The sequence below is a fragment of the Flavobacterium sp. CLA17 genome (genome assembly GCF_013112255.2).
Classification (GTDB): Bacteria; Bacteroidota; Bacteroidia; order Flavobacteriales; family Flavobacteriaceae; genus Flavobacterium; species Flavobacterium circumlabens.
The window spans coordinates 3,158,842-3,181,312 of the sequence record NZ_CP068294.1 but is presented as its reverse complement, the minus strand read 5'-3'; the positions used below and the strand labels follow the sequence as shown (position 1 = coordinate 3,181,312).

The 22,471-nt window shown below is 37.2% G+C and carries 23 protein-coding genes and 1 pseudogene; 15 read left to right on the top strand and 9 right to left on the bottom strand.

Features of this window, described 5'->3' with window-relative positions; translation table 11 throughout:
* Positions 1-144: 144 nt before the first annotated feature.
* The 3 genes from xseA (at position 145) to HAV12_RS12990 (ending at position 2,347) form a co-directional block, all read left to right on the top strand.
* Positions 145-1,581 (top strand): exodeoxyribonuclease VII large subunit, encoded by a 1,437-nt coding sequence (gene xseA / locus HAV12_RS13000; protein ID WP_171570028.1) that lies wholly within the window; start codon positions 145-147, stop codon positions 1,579-1,581.
* Positions 1,559-1,765: an exodeoxyribonuclease VII small subunit gene (gene xseB, locus HAV12_RS12995; RefSeq protein WP_171570027.1), complete on the top strand. Its 207-nt coding sequence runs from the start codon at positions 1,559-1,561 to the stop codon at positions 1,763-1,765. Before xseA ends, xseB begins: the two co-directional genes overlap by 23 nt.
* A 333-nt stretch (positions 1,766-2,098) precedes the next feature.
* Complete coding sequence (locus tag HAV12_RS12990; RefSeq protein ID WP_171570026.1) at positions 2,099-2,347, top strand: hypothetical protein; 249 nt, start codon at positions 2,099-2,101, stop codon at positions 2,345-2,347.
* 79 nt (positions 2,348-2,426) lie between these two features.
* Here the strand turns inward: HAV12_RS12990 and HAV12_RS12985 are convergent, their stop codons facing one another.
* Positions 2,427-2,834 (bottom strand): hypothetical protein, encoded by a 408-nt coding sequence (locus HAV12_RS12985; RefSeq protein WP_171570025.1) that lies wholly within the window; start codon positions 2,832-2,834, stop codon positions 2,427-2,429.
* Between the two features lie 662 nt (positions 2,835-3,496).
* On the bottom strand, positions 3,497-4,513 hold the full coding sequence (locus HAV12_RS12980) for a chemotaxis protein CheB (RefSeq protein ID WP_171570024.1): 1,017 nt from the start codon (positions 4,511-4,513) through the stop codon (positions 3,497-3,499).
* A gap of 538 nt (positions 4,514-5,051) precedes the next feature.
* Here HAV12_RS12980 and HAV12_RS12975 point away from each other — a divergent pair.
* Entirely contained in the window at positions 5,052-5,669 is a 618-nt protein-coding gene (locus tag HAV12_RS12975) for a chemotaxis protein CheB (protein WP_171570023.1), read from the top strand.
* 471 nt (positions 5,670-6,140) lie between these two features.
* On the opposite strand, the gene HAV12_RS12970 is transcribed toward HAV12_RS12975, so the two are convergent.
* A complete protein-coding gene (locus tag HAV12_RS12970) occupies positions 6,141-7,589 on the bottom strand; it encodes an ATP-binding protein (protein ID WP_240345276.1) in 1,449 nt (482 codons plus the stop codon).
* A 281-nt stretch (positions 7,590-7,870) separates the two neighbouring features.
* Here HAV12_RS12970 and HAV12_RS12965 point away from each other — a divergent pair, with 281 nt between their 5' ends.
* Positions 7,871-8,380, top strand: coding sequence for a response regulator (locus HAV12_RS12965; protein WP_171570022.1), 510 nt, complete (start codon positions 7,871-7,873; stop codon positions 8,378-8,380).
* Between the two features lie 46 nt (positions 8,381-8,426).
* Here HAV12_RS12965 and HAV12_RS12960 read toward each other — a convergent pair whose 3' ends face one another.
* The 3 genes from HAV12_RS12960 to HAV12_RS12950 all read right to left on the bottom strand — a co-directional run bounded on the left by HAV12_RS12960 (position 8,427) and on the right by HAV12_RS12950 (position 9,660).
* A complete protein-coding gene (locus tag HAV12_RS12960) occupies positions 8,427-8,852 on the bottom strand; it encodes a response regulator (RefSeq protein WP_171570021.1) in 426 nt (141 codons plus the stop codon).
* A gap of 214 nt (positions 8,853-9,066) precedes the next feature.
* Positions 9,067-9,285, bottom strand: a complete 219-nt coding sequence (locus HAV12_RS12955) for a hypothetical protein (protein WP_171570020.1) — start codon at positions 9,283-9,285, stop codon at positions 9,067-9,069.
* 174 nt (positions 9,286-9,459) lie between these two features.
* Entirely contained in the window at positions 9,460-9,660 is a 201-nt protein-coding gene (locus HAV12_RS12950) for a hypothetical protein (protein ID WP_171570019.1), read from the bottom strand.
* A gap of 1,224 nt (positions 9,661-10,884) precedes the next feature.
* Here HAV12_RS12950 and HAV12_RS12945 point away from each other — a divergent pair.
* Complete coding sequence (locus tag HAV12_RS12945) at positions 10,885-12,135, top strand: NAD(P)/FAD-dependent oxidoreductase (RefSeq protein ID WP_171570018.1); 1,251 nt, start codon at positions 10,885-10,887, stop codon at positions 12,133-12,135.
* 454 nt (positions 12,136-12,589) lie between these two features.
* Here HAV12_RS12945 and folE read toward each other — a convergent pair whose 3' ends face one another.
* On the bottom strand, positions 12,590-13,270 hold the full coding sequence (gene folE, locus HAV12_RS12940; protein ID WP_171570017.1) for a GTP cyclohydrolase I FolE: 681 nt from the start codon (positions 13,268-13,270) through the stop codon (positions 12,590-12,592).
* 600 nt (positions 13,271-13,870) lie between these two features.
* Between folE and HAV12_RS12935 the strand changes: the two are divergent.
* A pseudogene (locus tag HAV12_RS12935) lies at positions 13,871-14,536 on the top strand (IS6 family transposase).
* Here the strand turns inward: HAV12_RS12935 and HAV12_RS12930 are convergent.
* Positions 14,508-15,218, bottom strand: a complete 711-nt coding sequence (locus HAV12_RS12930; RefSeq protein WP_171570016.1) for an AraC family transcriptional regulator — start codon at positions 15,216-15,218, stop codon at positions 14,508-14,510. The pseudogene HAV12_RS12935 and the gene HAV12_RS12930 sit on opposite strands and share 29 nt — an antisense overlap.
* 129 nt (positions 15,219-15,347) lie before the next feature.
* Positions 15,348-16,763, bottom strand: a complete 1,416-nt coding sequence (locus tag HAV12_RS12925; protein WP_171570015.1) for an aldehyde dehydrogenase family protein — start codon at positions 16,761-16,763, stop codon at positions 15,348-15,350.
* 354 nt (positions 16,764-17,117) lie between these two features.
* Here HAV12_RS12925 and HAV12_RS12920 point away from each other — a divergent pair, with 354 nt between their 5' ends.
* The 8 genes from HAV12_RS12920 (at position 17,118) to HAV12_RS12885 (ending at position 22,466) form a co-directional block, all read left to right on the top strand.
* The gene (locus tag HAV12_RS12920; protein ID WP_171570014.1) at positions 17,118-17,540 is read left to right on the top strand and encodes a putative quinol monooxygenase; all 423 of its coding nucleotides are present in this window, start codon (positions 17,118-17,120) and stop codon (positions 17,538-17,540) included.
* Positions 17,541-17,617: 77 nt separating this feature from the next.
* Complete coding sequence (locus HAV12_RS12915; protein WP_171570013.1) at positions 17,618-18,043, top strand: nuclear transport factor 2 family protein; 426 nt, start codon at positions 17,618-17,620, stop codon at positions 18,041-18,043.
* Between the two features lie 128 nt (positions 18,044-18,171).
* Positions 18,172-19,266 (top strand): alkene reductase, encoded by a 1,095-nt coding sequence (locus tag HAV12_RS12910; protein ID WP_171570012.1) that lies wholly within the window; start codon positions 18,172-18,174, stop codon positions 19,264-19,266.
* Positions 19,267-19,486: 220 nt separating this feature from the next.
* Positions 19,487-19,885, top strand: coding sequence for an alpha/beta fold hydrolase (locus tag HAV12_RS12905; RefSeq protein ID WP_197984795.1), 399 nt, complete (start codon positions 19,487-19,489; stop codon positions 19,883-19,885).
* A 63-nt stretch (positions 19,886-19,948) separates the two neighbouring features.
* Positions 19,949-20,278 carry an alpha/beta hydrolase gene (locus HAV12_RS12900; RefSeq protein ID WP_197984794.1) on the top strand — a complete coding sequence of 110 codons (330 nt, stop codon included), beginning with the start codon at positions 19,949-19,951 and terminating at the stop codon, positions 20,276-20,278.
* A gap of 197 nt (positions 20,279-20,475) precedes the next feature.
* Complete coding sequence (locus tag HAV12_RS12895) at positions 20,476-21,030, top strand: Crp/Fnr family transcriptional regulator (RefSeq protein WP_240345155.1); 555 nt, start codon at positions 20,476-20,478, stop codon at positions 21,028-21,030.
* Positions 21,031-21,166: 136 nt separating this feature from the next.
* Positions 21,167-21,631, top strand: coding sequence for a DinB family protein (locus tag HAV12_RS12890; protein ID WP_171570010.1), 465 nt, complete (start codon positions 21,167-21,169; stop codon positions 21,629-21,631).
* Positions 21,632-21,848: 217 nt separating this feature from the next.
* Entirely contained in the window at positions 21,849-22,466 is a 618-nt protein-coding gene (locus tag HAV12_RS12885; RefSeq protein WP_171570009.1) for an MBL fold metallo-hydrolase, read from the top strand.
* Positions 22,467-22,471 lie beyond the last annotated feature (5 nt).

Below are 22,471 nucleotides of genomic sequence, written 5' to 3'. Positions count from 1 at the left end.
ATAAAAAAAATTATAGCGGAAAATTGATTTCTGGCAAGTGGATCTGGTATAGGTTTGTCTTCAAAAGGGGACTGTCTTTTTTAAGCCTTTTTGAGATTCCGGTCTAATATTAGTACCTTAGCAGGCAGTAAGAAATCCCGATCAATGGAACCCCACCCCTATATCAGACTATCAGCGCTAAATGATATGATCCATGACACGATTAATTCGCGTTTTGAAGGACAACGTTTCTGGGTACTGGCCGATATCACTAATCATTCCTTTAAAGCCGATAAAAAGATTCATTATTTTGAGCTCGTGGAGAAGGCGCAGAACGGAAACGCCATAACCGCTAAGATGATGGGAAAATCATGGGGAGGAGGAGCTATTCGTATTGGGGAGTTTGAAAAAAATACAGGACAAACCTTTACCAACAACCTTCATGTCCTGGTTCAGGTAAGCGTGGATTATCACCCTTTGTATGGTTTGTCTGTGAGCGTTTTGGATATAGACAGTAATTTTATGCTGGGAATACTCGAGCAGCAACGAAATGCTACCCTTGAGCGCCTGGTGAGAGAAAATGATTATATCCAAAAAGAAGGAGATGGTTACTCGACGTATAACAGCAGGCTACAGCTTCCTGCCGTAATTCAAAGAGTGGCCGTAATATCTTCGAGCAGCTCGGCAGGGAACGAGGATTTCCGCCATACGATGCAGCATAATAATTTTGGGTATGTTTTTCAGATTGATGATTATTATACCGTTGTGCAGGGCGATAACAACGCCAAACTTTTCTTAAATAAACTCATAGAAATCTATAATACGGGAATCCTATACGATGCCGTTGTAATTAACAGGGGCGGAGGCTCACAGTCTGATTTTTTGATTTTTGACAACTATAATATCGGAAGGGCAGTGGCCAAGTTTCCCATTCCGGTTATAACGGGTATAGGACACCAGAAAAATGTCAGTATAACGGACCTGATGGCCCATACAAATACCAAAACTCCGACCAAGGCGGCTGAGTTTATTATTGCCCATAACCGAAGTTTTGAGCTTGGAATCCTCTCGCTGCAGCAAAATATTGTCATAAAATCACAGCAGCTTTTTCATGTCCATTACAAGGAGTTAAGCGAGCTTAAGAACGTTATTTCCCGTAATGCAAAGGAGTTGATACAGATGCACGGAGAAGAGCTAACGCGAACCAATCAGCGAATTATCAGCAGTTCAAAAGGCATTTTGTATGGTCATCAAAAGACACTTATCCTCGCTGTACATCAGCTGGCACAAAGTCCGAGAATGCTGTTTCAGCAGAAAAAAAATGATTTAGTGAATATAAAAAATAGTATAAAGAATATAACGAGTGAGTATATTCGCCGGGAGAAGGTCACTTTGGACTACCACCAGAAAAGTATTCAGATGATGTCCCCGCATAATATCCTACGCAAAGGCTATGCAATTGTCAAGGTAAATGAAAAAATTATCAGCAGTGCAGAAAACATTCAGGCTGGTGATGAGATAGAAGTGATCCTAAAAGACGCTAAACTAAAAAGTACCGTTAAAGAAAAAATACAATACGATGGAAGAGATACTAACCTATGAGGCGGCCTTGTCCGAGCTGACAGCCATTTCAAAAGAAATAGAAAACGAAGAAATATCAGTTGACCAGTTGGCTTCTAAAGTCAAAAGGGCATCAGAGCTTATTGAGTTCTGCCAGACCAAGCTTAAAAACACAGAAGCGGAGGTTAATAAAATCATCAGCAGGATGGAGAATCCTGAGAACTAATTTAAGGAAGGTATATACTACGCCCAAAGTTTCTTCGTTATGAAGATGTATAACCCGAATAAATAGGAATACTTAAAATTAAAAACTTTAATATTCAATTTATATATGCCTCTTACTTTATAAGTCCCATTAGAACATAATGGGATTTTTTTTTGTCTTTTTAATCCACAATAATTAGAATAAAGCTGTCGTGTTTTCTGAAATAACAAGCTTATTCCCGCTAGGATTGGTAATGAAAGTATTAATATATTTTATTGAATCTTGAATTAGATATCATTAAATAATTTTTATATTTGATATCAAACAGCATCAATATTATTTAAATTAATTGCAATGGAAAAGGGGATGAAGCTTAAGGTTCGAAAAGAACTGGACAGCAGGCAGCAGTCTAATATTATTAAATTAAAAGGAAGCCTGATCTCAAAGGGTTACACAGAGATCATACATATTCTGGATCAGGATGATGAATTTCACATCAATTCTTTTGATATTGAAATTGGAACGGCTGGTAAAGTACAAGAATTTATCACTGCATTTATTGCCAGAGAGCAGCTTGAGGACAGTATATCTATTTTTAAGTAAAGGCAGAGAATTGAATTAATTAGCCTGTAAAAAGCATTACAAATAAAGCGCCCTTTTCAATGAAAGAGGCGCTTTTTTATTAGAATTTTCGCTGAGAAGGTTTATAATTGTGCAGTGCTCCATCACCTGTTTCATCCCTGGTAAGTTCATCTTCTTTAAGCTCTTCATTGCCAAGTCCCCCAATTTCGAATTCCTTCTGAACAGGATTATCCTGACCAGGTTCAATGGTTTGAAATTTGTCACTTTCAGCCTCATCATCCTTTTGGGTATCCATATCAGTTTCAAACCCTTCAGAGGGATCATTATGCAGAAGATCCTCTTCAATGTCCTTCTCGGTTATATCTTTGGACGCGCTGTCTGATTCATGGTCCAGATTCTCTGAATCATAGGGGTTGCTGTTGGGATCGCTACTTTGTGGGGCTGTATTTGCGTTTTGAAAATTCCTGTCATCCTGAGGGTCATTTTCCGTTGTATCTGAATTTGTCATTTTATTTTTAAATTAAATTATTGCTGTTGTTTTTTTAAAGGGGTGTCGCGGGGCAGGTTTGGTATGGCCTTGCTTGTCTTATTTTGTCCTTTGTCCTTTGTCTTTTGTTCTTAGTCTTTTGTCAAATTTAAAAAGAATAGCAGCACTTTTTTTTACAGAATAATGGTTTGTATTTATAAAATAGCTATCAGGTAATCAGGGAGGTAGAATTAATCGGGTATTAGGAATGGTTTGCGGAATCTAATTTTAGTGATTAGCATCGTCAATTGAATTAAATATTTTTTAGGTTTAATATTATTTTTTTGGAGCTTTTTCCCGCTATACGTTCCAATCTTTTGTACCGAACACCGGCACAAAAGGATTTTCACTGCTATCGGGGCTAGGGCTGCCGGAGAGTCCTAATACCATATGTCACAATTCTTTCACAAAAACAAATAGGTTTTACGGCTGCAGAAGTAGAAAATCGATGAAGAACCTAAACACTGGAACCTGTCTTTCAGCTTTACGAAATACGCACGTTTTTATACTGATGCAATAAAACATAGTATACTGCGGCTCTTTAGACTAATAAATTAGTAAGGTTATAATAAAAAAAAGGTGCCAATTGTTTTCAATTGGCGCCATTTCTCCTCTAGCTGTAATAGTGCAGTAGATCAAAATTATTATATAGGAGAGTCACTGATACTTGATTTATCATCGGTGAGTAAAATAGCCCTTATCCTGTCGATGTGAACCTGTGACATTTTTGCCCTTTCATTGGCAGAATTTGCCATTGCACCTTTTTGACCATTTGCAATAGTGGTGAGAAGATTTTTTCTTTCTTCAAACATTCTAAGTGCAGTCCACATTGTTTCTTCAATTTTTTCAGTTTGCTCAGCCAGTAAGGCAGCAGCAGTATATGAGTGACCGGTATGACACCGATATCTTAGAGCTGGACCCTTGTCCATTTTCCATAAAACACCTCCACAGCCCGGGCAGTTAAAAGGGACCTGTTCTCCAAGAGAATTAACAGAAGGCAGATCGCTTAATACACGCTGGGCAATTTTAACTTCTTTTACTATGTCTTCTGGAATTGTTAACTGCTTAGTGCTTTTTCTTATCATGAGAGTTGAAAGAATACCTCCCATCTCTGTTATGGGTACACAATAGTCCGGCTTCATTTGATTCAATGCATTTGTAGGCATATCAGGATAATCAGCATCTGCAGGATCCTGAATTATGCTGATACCTCCACACCTTTGGATCGTAATAATCCCGGCGGTACCGTCGTCGAGATACCCCGTTAAAAGTATCCCAATTGTCTTGTTTCCAAAAGAAGCCGCTGCAGATCTGAACAGAGGGTCGATTGCAGGGCGTGATCGATTTTCCTGTGCTCCTTTGGTTACCAGAAGGGAACCATCCTTTTCAACCATAAGATGATGATCGGAAGGGGCAAAATAAATATAACCCGATTCAATATGATTTCCATGCTTGGCATGAATACATTTGAGTTTTCCAATTTTATTGAGTGAATTCAGCAATGCATCTCCTGTTGCATCAGCTGAGATATGCTGAACAATTAAAATGGGAGCAGGAAAATCTTTTGGAAGCTGTTCTACTAACTTTATCAAGGCTTTCATGCCTCCTGCTGATGTACCCACTACAACTATATAATTATTTTCGTCCGGAATTGCTTTCATCTTATAAATGTAAGCAAATAAATGTTACAACTCTAAGAATAGGGTAACCTAATAAGTCAAAAAGGGATAAATGATTTCTATAGTAAATTTTGGTTTTAAATAGTAAAAATGGCTGATTATTCATACTTTTTTCTTAACTATAAATTACTACCATGTTCACAATTTTTACAGTGATTAATACTTGATGTACTGTAATTTCTGCTGAATCCCATTTAAAAATAGGCCATCCTTTTTTTTATGATGTATATACATATTCACCGCATTTTTGCGGTGATTGTATTTTTAATTACCGCAAGGTACCCTAATATTATCAATAAGTATTTGTTAACACATTTTCTGGAAAAAAAATTGACTTGCCAGTTTTTTATGGAAGCTTCCATAAAGATATCTATCATTATTTTACTTTTCGAGAAAAGTTTACCGATAAAAGTTTCATTACAAGTGATATAGTACGTATTAATATAATGAATTTATAGAAAAGGACGTAAATTTGTTTTATCGTAATACATTTAACATTTTAGAAGTTAATTGCAAGATAATGATTAATCGAATAAAAAATCTAATACTAGTTGGAGCATCCGCCGGCGGTATTCCAGCAATTGCAAAAGTGATAGAAGGTTTGCCAGAAACAATTGATGCAGCGATTATAGTTGTAATTCATCTTTCGAAAAAATCAAATGCAGATAATATTGCAAAAATATTTCAAAGAAAGACAACATTAAATTGCACAGTTGCATCTAATAAAATGAAGATTGAAAGAGGAAAAATTTATATAGCTCCACCTGGACACCAATTGAAGGTAAATGGGGATCGTATGGTATTGAATCAGGAAACAGCAGAAAATAGATATCATCCTTCGATTGATATCCTTTTTTGTTCTGCAGCAGTGCATTACACAAATCAGACCATAGGAATTATATTGACAGGTATGTTGGATGATGGTACTGCGGGCATGTATGCAATTAAAAGTTGTGGAGGAATTTGTATTGTTCAAGATCCTTTCGAAGCAGAATATGGTGATATGCCTCGAAGTGTATTAAAAATTATTGAAGTAGACAGTATTGGCTGTTTGGCCCAGATATCGTCGATTATAAAGGATATTATAAATAAACCGCTTCCTCCGCAAATCACAATTCCAAAAGAATTAAAAATTTAGCTTTGTGCTTTATGTTTGCATATCCAATACAGTTTTATTTATTTTTTTAGCAGTTTAGATAAAAGATTTATAAAGTTTCGAACCTTAGGCAGGCAAATCTCCTCATTTATTGCTTTGTAAGTTTAAATCTGATCTTTTCGGCCATTTTGCCAAAGAAGTAAAATTGTTTAGAATTTAAATCTTAACAGACTTCACTACTTTTTAAAATCAAATATCTTTGACGTACTTTGAAACCTTGATTTGTCTAATTTTTATGTATGTGGAAAAACAAGAACGGGTATGTCTTTCAAGGGCTAAGGAAATTTGGTTGGTATGTGCTGTTGGGCTCTAATGTAATTTTGTATCTAATTTTTTTTGATAAGAGAGCTGCATATTCGAACCCAGCTTAGGACAACGCGATAGTAACGGTGCTCTTTTTTAGAAAAATCTGCGCCGTTATATTGCCACAAAACTAATGCACAATAGCAGCTTCTAGATATTTTCCGTGGCTTGTTTAAGGGGAAGGGTAACTATAAATTCAGCACCATTTTCTTTTTCTCCTCTAGCCATTATAGTTCCATTGTGCCTGTCGACTATCTTTTGGCAAAGGGCAAGGCCAATCCCGTTTCCCTCGTATTCATTTTTGGAATGAAGTCTTTCAAAAGCGGTAAATATTTTTTCTGCATAAACAGGATCAATGCCAATACCATTATCCTTGAAGGAAATTTCAATAGAGGCGTCCGAATCGATATTCTTTATAGTTGATGTGATGATAATTCTGGGAGGCTGGTTGGCTTTTGTGAATTTGAGTGCATTTTGGATAAGATTATAGAATAGCTGTTCAATAAGAATAGGGGCTCCCTCGATTTCAGGAAGATCGTCTATAATAAGAACGGCACCTTTTTCTTTTATGATAAGCTCCAGGTCTGTTCTGATGTTCTCCACCAGGTCATTTAAGAAAATCTTTTCAACTGGCTGGGTACTTTTGTCCATAGTAGAGTAGGCAAGTATCCCTTCAATAATGCATTGCATTCGATTAGCAGAATTGGCAATTTTATTTAATTGCATAACAGAACGTTCCGGCAGCCGGTCTGCAATCTCATTTTTTAAGAAAGCATTGAAGATTTTAATTTTTCTGACCGGTTCCTGAAGATCATGGCTCACCACATTGGCAAAATGCAGCAGATCATCATTAGAGCGTCGCAGTTCCAGGGTACTTTCTTCTATCTTTCTTTTAAGTTCTGCTTCAAATTCTTTTTGGTCATGTATATCCTGCACAACTCCTAAGATGGTTGACGGGTCACCCTTTTCATCTTTAATGATTTTTCCAAAAACCTTAATCCATTTCTCAGACTTGTCTTTCTGTATAATTCTCGCCTCGTAGCAGACTACTCCCTTTAGCAGGGCATCCTGATGAGCTTTTTCCAGAAGGCGGTGATCCTCCGGATGCAGTTTTGCTGCCAGTGCCTCTATTGTAATTTCAGCGCCGATGGACCAGAGTTTTTTAAAATTATCAGAAATTTTGATCTTGTCTGTTATAAGGTCGATTTCATATGTTCCCATGCCACAGGCTTCGATAGCCATGCTCAGCATTTCATCGGAATTTACTTTTTGACTTGTGGCTTGATGTAATTTAGTGACTTCCATGCAGGTATGTACCACGCCATAAACAGCTCCCTTTTCATCGCGAAGAGGGATAAAATTAGAATTTAAAAAAAGAGGTGCCCATACTCCCTTTACAAGGATGTCAACTTTTTGGTCGTTTACCTGAAAAGGTATTCCCGTTTTCATTACCCTTAGAATTTCTTTGCTGATCGATTCTTTGTGAAACTCAGCAATGCTGTCAGCGATTTTTTTGCCAATAACCTGCTCGCCTGTATTCCATAAACTCTGCATGGCGGGATTAGCAAAGCAAATTATTAAATCGTCAGTACAATACACTGCAGTGGGCACTGGAGTATGTAGTAATATGTCCTGTAGAAAAATTAAACTGTTCTGCACATTTATTGGCTTTATGGTTGATGCTAAAGTAGTGTACTGCCTATGATTTATGTTATACAATTTAATGCAAATGATTGCACAACTCCAACATGTTTAATTCCCTAACAGTAGTATTGTGTGAATGTTAAGTAAAAAAATCGATATATTTTAATATTATCGCTTTGCCCGAATTTTATTAAGCATTTATATAGTACTTTTGGTGCTTGTAAAACGACCTCAATATGATAAGTTCTGAAAATCCAATCCCAGTTCCTAAAGACTTAAATGAAAAAGAGCCGGTAAAAATTATATTGGCCGAAGATGATAAGGATGATCAGGAATTATTCATGGAAGCCCTTGATGCAGCCAATGTCCCTTCTGAAGTAACTACCGTGGAAAACGGGGAGGAATTGTTGAGCACCTTAAAAGATCCGGCTGAACCAAATCCTGATATTGTTTTTATAGATATCAATATGCCAGTTAAGGGAGGCAAGCAGGCGCTGGCAGAAATAAAGAGCGATCAAAAGCTTAAGGATATCCCAGCGGTTATGCTCTCCACTTCCAATCACCCTGACGAAATTGAAGATACTTTTAATAAGGGAGCAAACCTCTATATACAAAAACCAAGTTCTTTTACAGGCTTTATTCTGATTCTGAAAAAAGTATTCGTTCTTCACTGGACAAAAGCTTTAGTGAATCCTGCTAAAAATATGTTTTTTGTTTCTGAGAAGAATATATCCCGGAAGGATTAACGCAAACAGGGCTTTGACTGTATTTTTATCATACCACGACGCGTTGTTATAAGGAATTTGTCGGTGTAAGGCTAGTGCGCCAATATTCCACTATGTTTTGGATGACAGTTGTGAATACTGCAAAATCATCTTCTTTTTTGAAATAACCCTGCGCATGGCAGGCGTAGGCCCGAAGGACATTCTCAGGGCTTTTAGAAGTAGACAAAAAAATATAAGGTACACATTTTTCGCTTATTTCACTATTGGACAGAATTTCTTCGCGCAGTTCAAAGCCGCTTATCTTGGGCATATTGATGTCGGAAAAGATGATAAACGGTTTTACTGCCGGATCTGACAGATAGGGTACTGCATCCATCGGATCTTCAATAAAAGTTATTTTATTTGGATACCCCAGACTCTCAAAAATATCCCCAAGCAGGGCCCTGTCATCCTGGTCGTCCTCAATAATTATAATCTCCCCGTTTGTTCTCATACAAGTAAAGATAACCTTATGTAGGACAAATGGTGCTGTTTTGGCATTTTATTGGCAGTCTGCAGCTTATCATTACTATAATTATTACTAAATGCCCGCACTTTTGCGGGCGCTTTGGGAACCATAATTCCATATTGGCATTTTTATATAGCTATGGAATGAAATCCTTCTAAGTATTTGAAGAATTAAAATACTGCCATATTATTTTCCAGTATTAGCTGTTTATTTTCTCCTTATGATACTCCGTGAGCCATTTTTCCATTTTCTGAAGTAATTGAATTTCTTTCAGATCACCTGATGGATTTGAAAGTCCTGTAATGGTTCTTTGATAATGAAACCTTTTATTTTCAAAGAGGCAGGTGAATTTAGGGAACTCGTTGTGGGATACCAGCCATTTGTCCTTCTCTGCATTTTTTATTTCAAACTTCTTCATTTTTTATAATCTCCCGAGCAGCTGCAGGTACTCAGACAGGACTACTGTTTGCGCTGTTTTTACTGCTGAATTATTAACTGCAAAATTAGCGGATTATTGCCGTTATTGTGTTATATAATTTACAGTGGAGAATTTTTTTTCCCATGCCTTTAAGTATTTTTGAAATCCAATCGATCAGATTTTCAGCTTTCGCCCAGAAGGTTTAGTATTGCGGGATGCACCATGACGCGACGCGTCCCTGGCGCGTTCATCTTCTTTAAGCTCTTCATTGCCAAGCTGCCCAATTTCGAATTCCTTTTTCACGGGATTATCCTGATCAGGTTCTATGGTCTCAAAGGTATCGCTTTCAGCCTCATTGCTCTTTTGAGTATCCATATCAGTTTCAAACCCCTCCGATGGGTCATTCTCTATAAGGTCCTTTTCTATGTCCTTCCCGGTTATGTCTTTGGGGTCGCTTTGGGGTTCCTTACGGGGGTTCTCCGGGTCATAAGGGTTGCCCTTTGGACCTGTGCTTTTTGGGTCTTTGTTTTGGTTTTGAGAATTACGGTTGTCCTTGTCGTAATTTTTTGGTATATAATGGTTAGCATTTATAAAATAGCGATCAGATCATCCCAGGTACGTGCACTATTGCATACAATTTACGATGCTGATCACTGGGTTTTTAGGTTTGATATTTCTTTGGGAGCTTTTTCCCGCTATTCGTTGCAATCTTTTGTGCCGAACACCGGCACAAAAGGATTTCCACTGCTATCGGGGCTAGGGCTGCTGAGGAGCCCGGCTCTTTAGACTAATAAAAATAAGTGAGATTATAAAAAAATGGCGCCAATTGTCTTCAATTGGCGCCATTTGGCTTGTTTGTGACCTCTACGGGACAAATTTCTATAAATTTTATGGAAGATTTGAAGAGATTGGCTTACTATATTTAGTGTCTGTCTTTCAATGGCTCGATTAATTTGGTTTGGATGTCCTGTTAGGGATTGAAGCAAAAATGTGTTTAATTTTATATATGATTTTACCTTAAAATGTAATCTTATAATTTTACTTAAAGTAGAAAGAGACAGCCTTAACTTTTTATGGAAAAAAAGGTACCCACTCCAAACACCATTTGCCACGATTTTGCCACAAAACTTAAGCTGGTGAAATACCTTTAAAAATATCCTTAGCTTTTTGTGGCAAAAAAGGTATCCACTACATAAAATTATATCTCACTTTTTATTAAAAAGATAAATAGGCTGATCTTTTTCGGACAGCCTCATTTATTGTCCGTTTTTATCCAATTCAAAGGTGATAATTGATTTACCCTTTATTAAAAGCTTAATAATCATAGTTTATCCTTGACAAATATTGTCAGCCCCATGTCCGGATGGTAAGCCACTTCCTGTGCTAAATTTTCTTAATTTATACGCTGGTGCTAGTAGTAATTTTTCCTATGATTACTTTTTTACTTTCAAAAATCAATATAAAATTCGTCTTTTGTCCTCCTGTACTTCATTCTGAACGCCATAATAAAACTCACGATCTATTAAGTTATTTAATGGCAATCAAACGTTTTAAAAGTGTATTTTTGTTTTACTATAACCGATTTAGATTAAACAAAATATGATTAAAAATCCATCTGTATATATCATAGGCGCTGGAGCAGGCGGCTTGGCTGCTGCAAGGGTACTTGAAGAGAAGGGCTATTCGGCCACAGTGTTGGAAGCTGAGAAAAAAATTGGTGGACGGCTGCAGACCGACATCATCGAAGGATATGCCCTTGATCATGGGTTCCAGGTACTTTTGACCGCTTATCCAGCGGTAAATAAGTATGTTGACCTTGCCAGCCTGAATCTTGCCTATTTCCAGCCAGGGGCTGTGATTTTCAACGGCGGCAGGCAATCTCTACTGGGAGATCCTTTACGACAACCGTCAATGCTGCTGAAAACCTTACTGTCGCCTGCTGCTTCCGTAAAGGATAAATTCCTGGTATACCGCCTTACCATGCATCTTAAAGCAAAGACCATCAATGCAATATTCGAGGCCCGCGAAATTTCAACCCTTGAGTACCTTAAAGCGTATGGCTTCAGCCCTGTTATAATTGAGAATTTTTTCATGCCATTCTTCACAGGCATCTATCTTGAAGACAAGCTCTCCACTTCTTCAAGGATGTTCGAATTCATTTATAAGATGTTTAGCCAGGGGAAAGCAGCCCTACCGGCAAATGGCATACACGACGTTGCACAAGCGCTTGCCAGACCCTTGACAAGATCGGCAATCAGGACAAGCACAACTGTGGTTAAAATCGAACGGGATAGCAGGCGTATACACCTCGAAAACGGTGAGGTTCTTGAGGCCGATTACATTATCCTTGCCACGAATTCGGACAAAGTGCTCTCCGGATACCACACTGAGGAGATCTTGTGGAAAAAATGCACGACATTATACTTCAAAGCAGCGCATTCCGCAGGTAACCACCAACTAATCGGACTGATCCCGGATCCTGACGCAATCATTAATACCCTTTCCTACGCCCAAAGAGTCGCTACCCAGAAGGATAACGAGGTGATGCTTTCGGTAACCATCGTAAAAGTACACGCTTTGGAAGATAAGGAACTAATTGAAAAAGTACAAGAGGAACTGCTGGAGCACTGCGGATTTACCAATCTTAGGTTTGTAAGACTATATCATATCCCAAAGGCGTTACCCGATATAAAAGATGTGTCGTACAGACCAAAGAATGTAACAGTCTCCGAAAGGATTTTCCTGGCAGGCGATATGCTGGCCAACGGCTCCTTAAATGCTGCGCTACTATCCGGAGAGGACGCGGCTAATGCCCTGATAGCGCACCATAGGTCAGTTGTGGGTCAGTAGCAATAACCATGCGGTACCATATGTTGGAACAGAGTAAGTTTGTTTACTAATTTTCAAAAGCAGATGGACAATATAAAGAACACTTTTACCATAAAAGATCTTGAATACCTTAACGGTGTAAAGGCCCACACAATAAGTATTTGGGAAAAAAGCTGTTCGATTCTGTAGCCCATCCGTACCAGTACAAATTTTAGGCTTTACGACACCGGGAGCCTGCAAAAGCTTTTAAACATCTGGATCTTAAACAACCACGATTGCAAAATCAGCCGTATTGTAAAAACAGCGGAAGGCCATATTCCTGAACTTGTTCTGGAAATCATGACAGATAAAACGGTAAGTGACCATGCTATACGTGATTTCAAAATAGCAATGATGAATTTTGATACACGCTTATTTGTTATTACTACCTACTACACCCTTTTAGAATACAAGAAGGAATACCAGCAACAGCAACCTAGCGGAACAGATAATTGTGCAGCTCTGCAATTTTATCGGCAGCACTCAAACGCCCGCCATAATAAACGGTAGTGGTAGATGAGGCGTCGTCAGCAACACCCCTTGAGCAGACACAAAGATGTTTTGCTTCAATAATCACAGCAATATCATCGGTCTCAAGTACAGAAGAAAGTTCAGCGCCGATCTGGTTGGTCAGGCGCTCCTGTACCTGTGGTCGCCTACCAAAATACTGAACGATTCTATTGAGCTTGGATAAGCCTATGACCTTTCCTGAAGATATGTAAGCCACATGTACCCTGCCCATAATAGGTACGAAATGATGTTCACAATAGGAATATAAAGTAATATTCTTTTCGATGAGCATCTGGTTATAGGAGTAAGTATTCAAAAAGAGTGTGCTTGCAGGCTTATTGGCAGGATCAAGCCCGGAGAATATCTCTTCGATATACATTTTTGCTACCCTTTCAGGTGTTCCCCGAAGGGAGTCGTCGCTCAGGTCAAGACCTATTACTTCCATGATTTCTTTAAAAAGCACTGCAATCCTGCTCTTTTTTTCCTCATTGGAAAGGGCAAAAGCATCTTCTCTAATCGGCGTAGCGGTGTTAGAATTGATAAGGCCCTGACCTGTTATAACTGTATCATTAGAAAAGAACTCTGTTTCCTGGTATATCTCTTTCATTATATTGTTTTATCACTATACTGCAAATCTACAATTTTGTTTAACATAAATCATTTTTAATTAAACAAAATAGTAGCGCTGCCCACGGAATCAAACCTTATTATCGAAGTGACGCAGTCTTGCAATATTTGGCAGTCGAATCTAGTAACTCGGCATTGTTTGTTTAACAGACTGGCACCATCTTTAAATTCAGTCTAAAACCCCAATCAAGCCAAACGGCTGATAGCGCGCGTTGCTTTGAAGTAAACTATTAGTCCGGGTCCTAAAGCAAAAGCAAGGCAGGGCTTTCAGGTTTGCCAAAAAATCTATCACCCTGCGGGCTTTTCCAGCTCATAAGATGCCTTTTATAAAACTTCGCCCTATTGAAATGCGATTTAGATTAAGGGGGGGTGCTGGCATAATCATTATGTTTCTGCACATCGAAATTCATCCTATAGCTATTTATGATCATTAGGGAGTCCTTTATTTCGTGTCGAAAAAAATAAAGCTTTTTTCTTTTATTTATATTGTTTTTAGGAGGTTCTGTCGCATCTGGGAATAACTTGGTTCTGTCGCATCTATGATTAAGTTTTATCTTTGGTTTTTCAAAACTAATAAAAAATGAATACTAAAGGTCATTGTTATCCAAAATATATAATCCTGCAGGCAGTGTATTTTAAATTAAGATTTACCCTTAGCTATCGTGACGTTGAGGAAATAATGAAAATTAGAGGAGTGCTTGTGGATCATGCCACGATCCAACGGTGGGTTTATAAATTTACGCCTTTCATTGAATCATAGATGAAGAAGAGAAAGGTCAAAGTGGGGGCAAGCTGGAGATTGGATGAAACTTATATAAAAGTAAAAGGTATTTGGTATTATTTGTACAGGGCAGTGGATAAATTAGGTAATACGGTTGACTTTCTTTTGACTAGAAAAAGACAGAGAATGAGCGCTCAGTCTTTTCTAATTAAAGCAATTACTAATAACTGCAGGCCACGAGCAATAAACATTGATAAAAGTGGTTCTAATACTGCCGCTATCAAGGTCTATAACAAGCGTTCGTTCTCAAAGATTAAAATCCGACAGTGTAAATATCTCAACAATATTGTCGAACAAGATCATCGTTTTATTAAGTGGAGCATACAAAACGGATTAGGTTTTAAAAGTTTTGAATCGGCCAGACGAACATTGAGTGGAATTGAAGTTGTGCATATGCTTCGGAAGAATCAGATGATTAGACCAGGGATAACTATGTTTAAATCATTCTGTAAATTGGCTGGCTAACTTTTAAATCACCTAAATTCTTATATTTGATTTTGATAGATGCGACAGAACCTCCCGGAGCCATTTTAAAAATCTTTTTAAAATCCCGTTTAAAAGTGCTTAAGCTTCTACCACTCATATATCCAAAGCGTTCCATTGGGATATTAAATTGAAAATTTCGGTTCATAAAGGCTTCCAGATCTATTTTGCCAGGTTCGCTAAAATCAAACAATACATTTTTGAGCTCAGGATTTGTTTTTAATAACAATAGCACAGCCTCTTTTGTTTTTATAAGCAGCATTTGTTCATTTTTACTATCTGTAGTAAGGTTGAAGTAAGGCGAGAGTGATTGGATATAGTTCAGTAAAAGTGGTTGTGACTGTATTTTTATAACGGCATCTTTAGTAGCTGGAATGTCTGCTGTAAATTCATACTCTCTGCTAAAATCTTTTAAAAAATTCTGATCAAGGCGCACAGATATAGTTTTATATTCTCCATTTTTTGGTGGAATTTTAATATACTTGGCGAGACGGTTTCTTCTGGCCAGACAGAATTCGCCGGTCTGCACTGAATATTCTTTCTCAGCATCATTAATAATCAGTGATCCTGAAAACTGATACAGAAAAATATGTTCCGGAATAAACTGTTCATTTGATAAATTTCTTGTTACATAACAAGAATACAGAATGTTTGGACTTATCATTTTATAAATGTTTTTTTGTACAAAATATAAGCAGAATTGAAAAATACTAAGTTTCAATTCTGTCTATTAAATTAAGCTCGATCCGTTATTTATCGTTATTTAATTGATGAAATAACAGGTCTTCATGTATTACAATGCAATAACTTTTGGTTCTATGTATTCTTCAATACCGTACGCCCATGAAGTTCTTCCAATACCTGATTGCTTAAATCCACCAAAAGGAGATTTAGATTCCTTATTAAGGGCTGTATTTATAAGTACTCTTCCTGAGATAATTTGACGTGCCATCTTTTTTGCTTTTTCTACATCACCTGAGCTAATGTAAGCTGATAAACCATAAATTGTATCGTTGGCTATATTTATGGCTTCTTCTTCTGTTTTATATGTAATAACACAAAGAACCGGACCAAAAATTTCTTCTTTGGCAATGATCATATTAGGCTCTACATTTACGAAAACTGTGGGCTTAGCGTAAAATCCTCCCAGACCTTCGGGATGACCCAGTCCTCCTACAAGAATTTCAGCACCTTGATCCCAGCCGGACTGAATGTAGCGCTGAACAGTTTCATACTGTTTTTGACTTACCATTGGACCAATGTAAGATTCCGGGCTCCATAAATCGCCAATCTTGATGTTTTTCACACTTTCTACAATCAGGCTTTTGATTTCTTCCAATTTGCTTTCCGGAACAATAATCCTTGTTCCTGCATGGCAGGCCTGGCCGCTGTTGCTGAAACCTATTGCCAATGCCAAAGGAATGGCTTTCTGAAGATCAGCATCTTCCAATATTATGTTTGGTGATTTTCCTCCCAGTTCAAGTGTAACTCTTTTCATAGTTTCTGCTGCTTTGCTGCCAATTAGTCTGCCAATTTGAGTAGATCCGGTAAAGGTTACTGCTGCAATATCAGGGTGAGCAGTAAGTACAGCTCCCACAACAGGACCGGTTCCGTTTACAATATTGATAACTCCATTAGGAACACCAGCCTGATCAAAACACTCCGTAAGGATCTGCGTTTGAATGGCACTTAATTCACTGGGCTTAATAACAATCGTACTTCCCGCTGCAATAGCTGGGGCAAGTTTGCCACAAATATGCGTGTAATCAGCATTCCAAGGTGTGATTGCTGCTATTACACCCAAAGGCTCGTTTACAATAGTTGCATACTCCAACTGTTTTTCAAATTCGAATTCTTCCATAGCGGCTTTCGTATCGAGAAATATTTGTGCGGCATATCGTGTTCTTCCTTTGGTTGCTGCAATCGGAGATCCGTATTCTTCCACTGCCGCATTATTAAGGGCTTCTTCATTGGCAAGGATAGCATCGTGCAGGCGCTGCAGGATTTCGCCACGCTCTTTCAGGGTTGATTTTGAAAAGGTCAAAAAAGCTTTTTTTGCAGCTTCGATTGCCTTATTAGTGTCAACTTGATCGCCTAAATGTACGATACCAATTTTCTCTGCTGTTGCAGGGTTGTAAAGATCCTGTGTTTCTGTGCCGTGCGGTGCTGTAAAGTGACCGTCAACGTAAATTTTATCTATTATTTTCATCTTGTAATATTTAATTTAACAATGCAAAATTAGAATGAAAATGAAGGAGCAACTTGACTCAGAAGTCCAAATTTGTTGTCTCTAAAGCTCACTACGATTTGATCCTGGTTATTATTTATTTGTAATTGGTTTTAGAGACAGAATATCTTTTTAAAGTCGATTACTATTAAATGTAAAATTGCGACATGCCTTTACATTTAAGCTTAGCATCTTTTCCTGAATCGTTAACTATTCTTCCCATGCAATAAAAACTGAATAGAACTGCTTGAGATTTGTCAATTGATTTCTTATTATATGTCAATATCCACCTCAATATCGCTCCCTAATTTTGTAGTTCAATTAATTCTTAAATAAATGAAGACATACTCTGATAAAATTAAAAAATGGGCTTTAACAGCTATACTAATTTTCACAACGCAAATTAGCATGCATGCACAACAATCAAAACTGATTCAGGATAAAAACAGCACACCGCTTGTGTTGTGCATAAAATTTAAAACAAGTCCGGAAAATGCCGAAGCATTTAAAAATGTATTGATTAAACTTTTCGACACCATTAGCAATGAACAGAATTTTGTAGCCGCAGATTTGCATCAGGCTGTGGGTAAACCCGAAGAATTTCTTGTTTATGAAACATGGAACGATACTGTATCTCATTTTATCAATGTCCAGATGAAAAAAACATATGCTGTCGAGTTTGAGAAAGTTTTAAAGCAAATGAATGTTGAGCGTTTTCCCGAGGCTTATACTTCTTTTGGACACTGGACTAAAAAATAATTAGCGGAATTTTTTTCGCAGTTTACCGTAATCGCAAAATGCAAATTCAAAATTGAACCTACTTAAATTAGACAAAAATGAGTAATAAAACAGCTAAAGAACTGCTTGTCGGTTATCTTGAAAATATTGGCAATCCAGATACAGTAATAGAATTATTTGCAGATGATGCTGCTATCGAACTTCCCTATCTTAAAAGTCTGGGGATGCCATGGCAAATGAAGGGCAAAGAGGTCATATTAGAATTTCTTCAAAATCTTCCCACTATGTTTCCTGGTTTTAAATTTGAAAATGTTCAAATTCTTATTGATACACCAGATCAGGTATTTGGAGAATATAACGTTCATTGTACTAATGGAAAAACCGGACTTCCATACGATCAGTCTTATATGGGCAGACTGGTGGCCGATAACGGAAAAATTAAACTACTTCGCGAAGCTTTGAACATGGCCGAGGTTACTAAAAGTTTCTTCCCTGAAGCGACAGCTTATCTGCCTTTTGAATAATAAATTATACTTTTTATTTAATCAGTTTAAATTTCTAATGTAAAAACAAAAAGCAAATTTTTAAAACTAACATGGATTTTAAGCAGCTATCAAAAATCATTATCATTTTAACTTAAAAATACATTACAATGGATAATAAATTATTTTCTGAATACAAATTAGGAGACCTTACTTTAAAGAATCGAATAGTAATGGCACCAATGACAAGAGGCCGTGCCACCAATCCCGAACTTTTGGCCAACGATCTAATGGCTACTTATTATAAACAACGCGCATCAGCAGGTTTAATTATTACAGAAGGATGTTGGGTAAGCCCGGATGCTATCGGATATATAAATGTACCCGGTATTTACACTGATAACCAAACCAAAGCATGGAGTCATGTTGTTGATGCGGTACATGATGCAGGAGGTAAAATATTTCTTCAGATTTCGCATGTGGGTTCCGTTAGTCATCCGGATCATTTGAACGGGAAACTGCCTCTTGGACCTTCTGCTATTAATCCGAATGAACAAACATTTACTCCTGAAGGATTTAAAGATACTCTTTTACCACGCGAAATGACAGTTGAGGATATTAAAGGTATTATTGAAGATTTTCGCACCGCAAGCCTTAATGCAAAAAAGGCCGGTTTTGATGGAGTAGAAATTCACGGAGCTCATGTGTATCTTTTTCCTCAATTTTTGAGTTCAGAGACCAATCAGCGAACAGATTCTTATGGAGGTTCTGCAGAAAACAGAAGCCGTTTTGTAATCGAACTTCTGGAAGCTGTAACCAGCGTTTGGGGAAAGGGAAGGGTAGGATTGAAAATTAGTCCTGCAACAAGTTCCGGAACGTTAAAACCTAATGCGGATACGGAGCCTACTTTCCGTTATTTAGCCCAGGCGCTAAATCAATTTGATCTGGCTTATCTTCATGTTTTGAGACCTGTGGAGCCGGTTGTTGGTACTCCGGCAGAAGCATTTCAGGATGTAGCTTCTTATTTTCGACCATTATATAATGGTACTCTTATGATTGGCCGCGGACTTGATTCTGAAAAAGGAGAAGCACTTTTACGCTCAAACAATGCTGATCTTCTTGCGTTTGGTTTGCCGTTTATTGCTAACCCTGATTTAGTAGAAAGATATCGTACAGGAGCTGCACTGTCTCTTCCTAATATGGATCTTCTTTACACGGGTGGGGCTGAAGGTTATACGGATTACGAGACATTCAAGGAAAATTAAGTAGTATTATATTTTTAAAAACTAAGTAAAACTCTTAAACTATTTAAGAGTTTTTTTATTTAGGAAAGTTAAGTGGCATTTATCGTTGCCCGTTTCTACAAAAAAATAAGATTAGGAAAAATGGTTAACATATCAGGAATATATGCCAAACATTTAATTGTGTAGGATTTGCAACTTTGTATCGTCAAAAATGACAATTAGAATTTAAAAAATGAAAGATATGAAAATGTTTAAATTTAAATCGTTAAAAAACTTATTTGTGCTTGCAGTCTTGGCTTTAAGTTCCGCTATTGCTCAAACTACATTTGCACAGGAACAAATCAGTAAAAACGTTGTTTTGGTGCATGGCGCTTTTGCGGATGGATCAGGTTACAAAAAGGTTTATGAAATACTAACCGATAAAGGTTATAATGTACGAATAGTACAACTTCCGTTAACAGGACTTGCTGACGATGTTGCAGCGGTAAAAAGAGTTTTAGACAAGTTAGAAGGGCCAACAGTATTAGCCGGACATTCCTGGGCAGGAGCTGTAATAGCCGAGGCAGGAACAGATCCTAAGGTAGAGAGTTTGGTTTTTATCGCAGCTTTTGTTCCGGACGCGGGAGAGACGGTAGCATAATGGGCTTCGACTTATCCTGCAACTCCTGAAAATGGAATTACAGGTCCGGACCAATATGGCTATTTGTTTTACAGCAAAGCTAAATACCATGTAGGTTTTGCAGCAGATATCAGTAAAAAAGAAAGTGATTTTATGGAGGCTTCGCAGGTTCCTATAGTGGCAGCTTCATTCGGAACAAAACTTTCAAATGCAGCATGGAAAAACAAACCCAGTTTTGCTATTGTAACGCTGGAGGATAAAAATATTCATCCTGATCTGCAACGTAAAATGTATAAGCGTGCAAATGCGACAGTAATTGAGATTAAATCGAGTCATGTGGTTTATATATCGCATGCTGCAGAAGTAGCTGATTTAATTGTAAAAGCATCAAATACAAAAAAAATAAGATTGTGAATGATTTCAGGATTTACTGCTGAGAAGCAAGATTTTTTTAGTGATATATTACTTAAAAACTAAGATTCATGTTATAAGTAATTCAAATTACATCCATATTTTTATCAGTAAATCCATTTGGTAATTGTTTTATCTTTACGCTTTAATTAACCTGTATTTTAATTAAGATTTATATGTTTGAGATTTTTGCTCAATACTTGCAAAGTAAAATAGAACTCAGCGATCAGGAACTCAAAATGATCGAGGAGGTTTGCGTGGTACGAAAACTCAGAAGAAATCAGTACCTGTTGCAAGAGGGAGATATTTGGCGTTTTAATGCCTTTATAACCAAAGGATGTCTGAGGACTTATAGCGTAGACGATCGGTCAATGGAGCATGTTCTGAACTTTGCGATTGAAAATTATTGGATAGGTGACAGGGAAAGTCTTCTAAATGGCACGCCATCCCGCTTTAATATTGATGCCATAGAAGATAGTACTTTGTTATTAATCAGCAAGGAAAATTTTGCAGGACTTATGAAAAGCATACCTCAATTTCAGGATCTGGTTAATTTAATAATTGAGCGAAGTTTTGTGGCAATCCAGGATCGTATCAATAACAGTATCAGTCTTAATGCAGAAGAAAAGTATGTTAGATTTATAGAAAAACAGCCGCAGATTGCGTTAAGGGTTCCACAGCACATGATTGCCTCCTATTTAGGAATGACACCCGAAACGCTAAGCAGAATAAGAAAACAGAGTTCGAAAAAATAATACGGAAATATAATTCCATCCATCAGGCACTTGATATATATCAAGTGCTTTTTTATTTTATATCAATTGTTTACGGCGTTATTCAAATTATTTTTGTGTACTGCTAATTTTAAAAATTTCACTAATATAATAATTGATGGAAACGACAAAAATATCTGAGGGGAATATGGAAAGGAGCATTATTTATCAGGCATGGCTCTTACAGAACAGGAAGATTAGCGATCTTGTTCATAAATTTAATGATGAGGACTTAAAAAAGGATGTTGCTTTTGGCAGAAACAGTGGACTTTATCTTTTAGGGCATTTAATTGCCAGTAATGATCTCTTGCTGCCTCTTTTTGGTTTTGGAGAAAAAATGTACCCCGAGTATGAGAAAATTTTCTTGTGCTGTCCTGACAAATGCGCTCAAAATTTTCCAGCTGTCAAAGAGGTAAAATCGCATTGGTTTGCTTTAAATGAACACCTGAATCTGAAATTTGCCTCGATAAATGAAAAGCAATGGATTATTGAGAACGATAAATCGTATCACCAATTTAAAACTATGCTAAGTATTGTGAATCATCAGTGTTATCATCTGGGACAGCTTGCTTTTCTATTGTAATAATATATACGTAAATCATGAAGCCTTGATATTTTATCAGGGCTTTTATTTTTATGCAATGTTTAGATTTGAAGTACTAGCTTGAGTAGAAGCTGGCTTTTTTATTCCATAACATTTTTGAGTAATATGTAAATAATAATGCTAAATTTATAGCTTTAAATTACCCCTTTAAATCCTGCTAATTTTAAGTTGATTACTAATTCTTAAATTTATAAAAATGAAGGTAACTTATTTTGGGAATTCCTGTTTTTTAGTGAATGCCGGCGGAAAGAACATTTTATTTGATCCTTTTATTACTCCAAATGAATTAGCAAAAAACATTGATGTAGTCAGAATAGCCAAAAATACAGGCGCTATGGTACTTGGAAATTTTGAAATTTATAACTGGCTCCTGAAAAGCGGTATTGAAAATTCTTTTCCTATAAATCCCGGAGGTAAAAAAGAGTTGGATTTTGGTTCTGTTAAGTGTGTTGTTGCACAGCATTCCAGCAGTTTTAGCGATGGAAGTTACGGAGGGATTGCCTGTGGTTTTGTCCTTACTACGCCAGATGGAAACTTTTATTACAGCGGCGATACAGCACTAACAAACGATATGGCAATTATTCCTAAATTTACAAAACTTGATTTTGCTGTTTTTCCTATTGGTGACGGACTGACTATGGGTGTGGAAGAAGCTGTTGAAGCTTCTAAACTTGTTGGGGTTAATAAAATATTAGGCGTTCATTATGATACTTTCGGTTTTATTGTAATGGATCATCATAAAGCAACTCAAAGTTTTAATGATGCAGGATTACAACTCTATTTACCGGCAATTGGAAGCACCATAGCATTATAATTTTA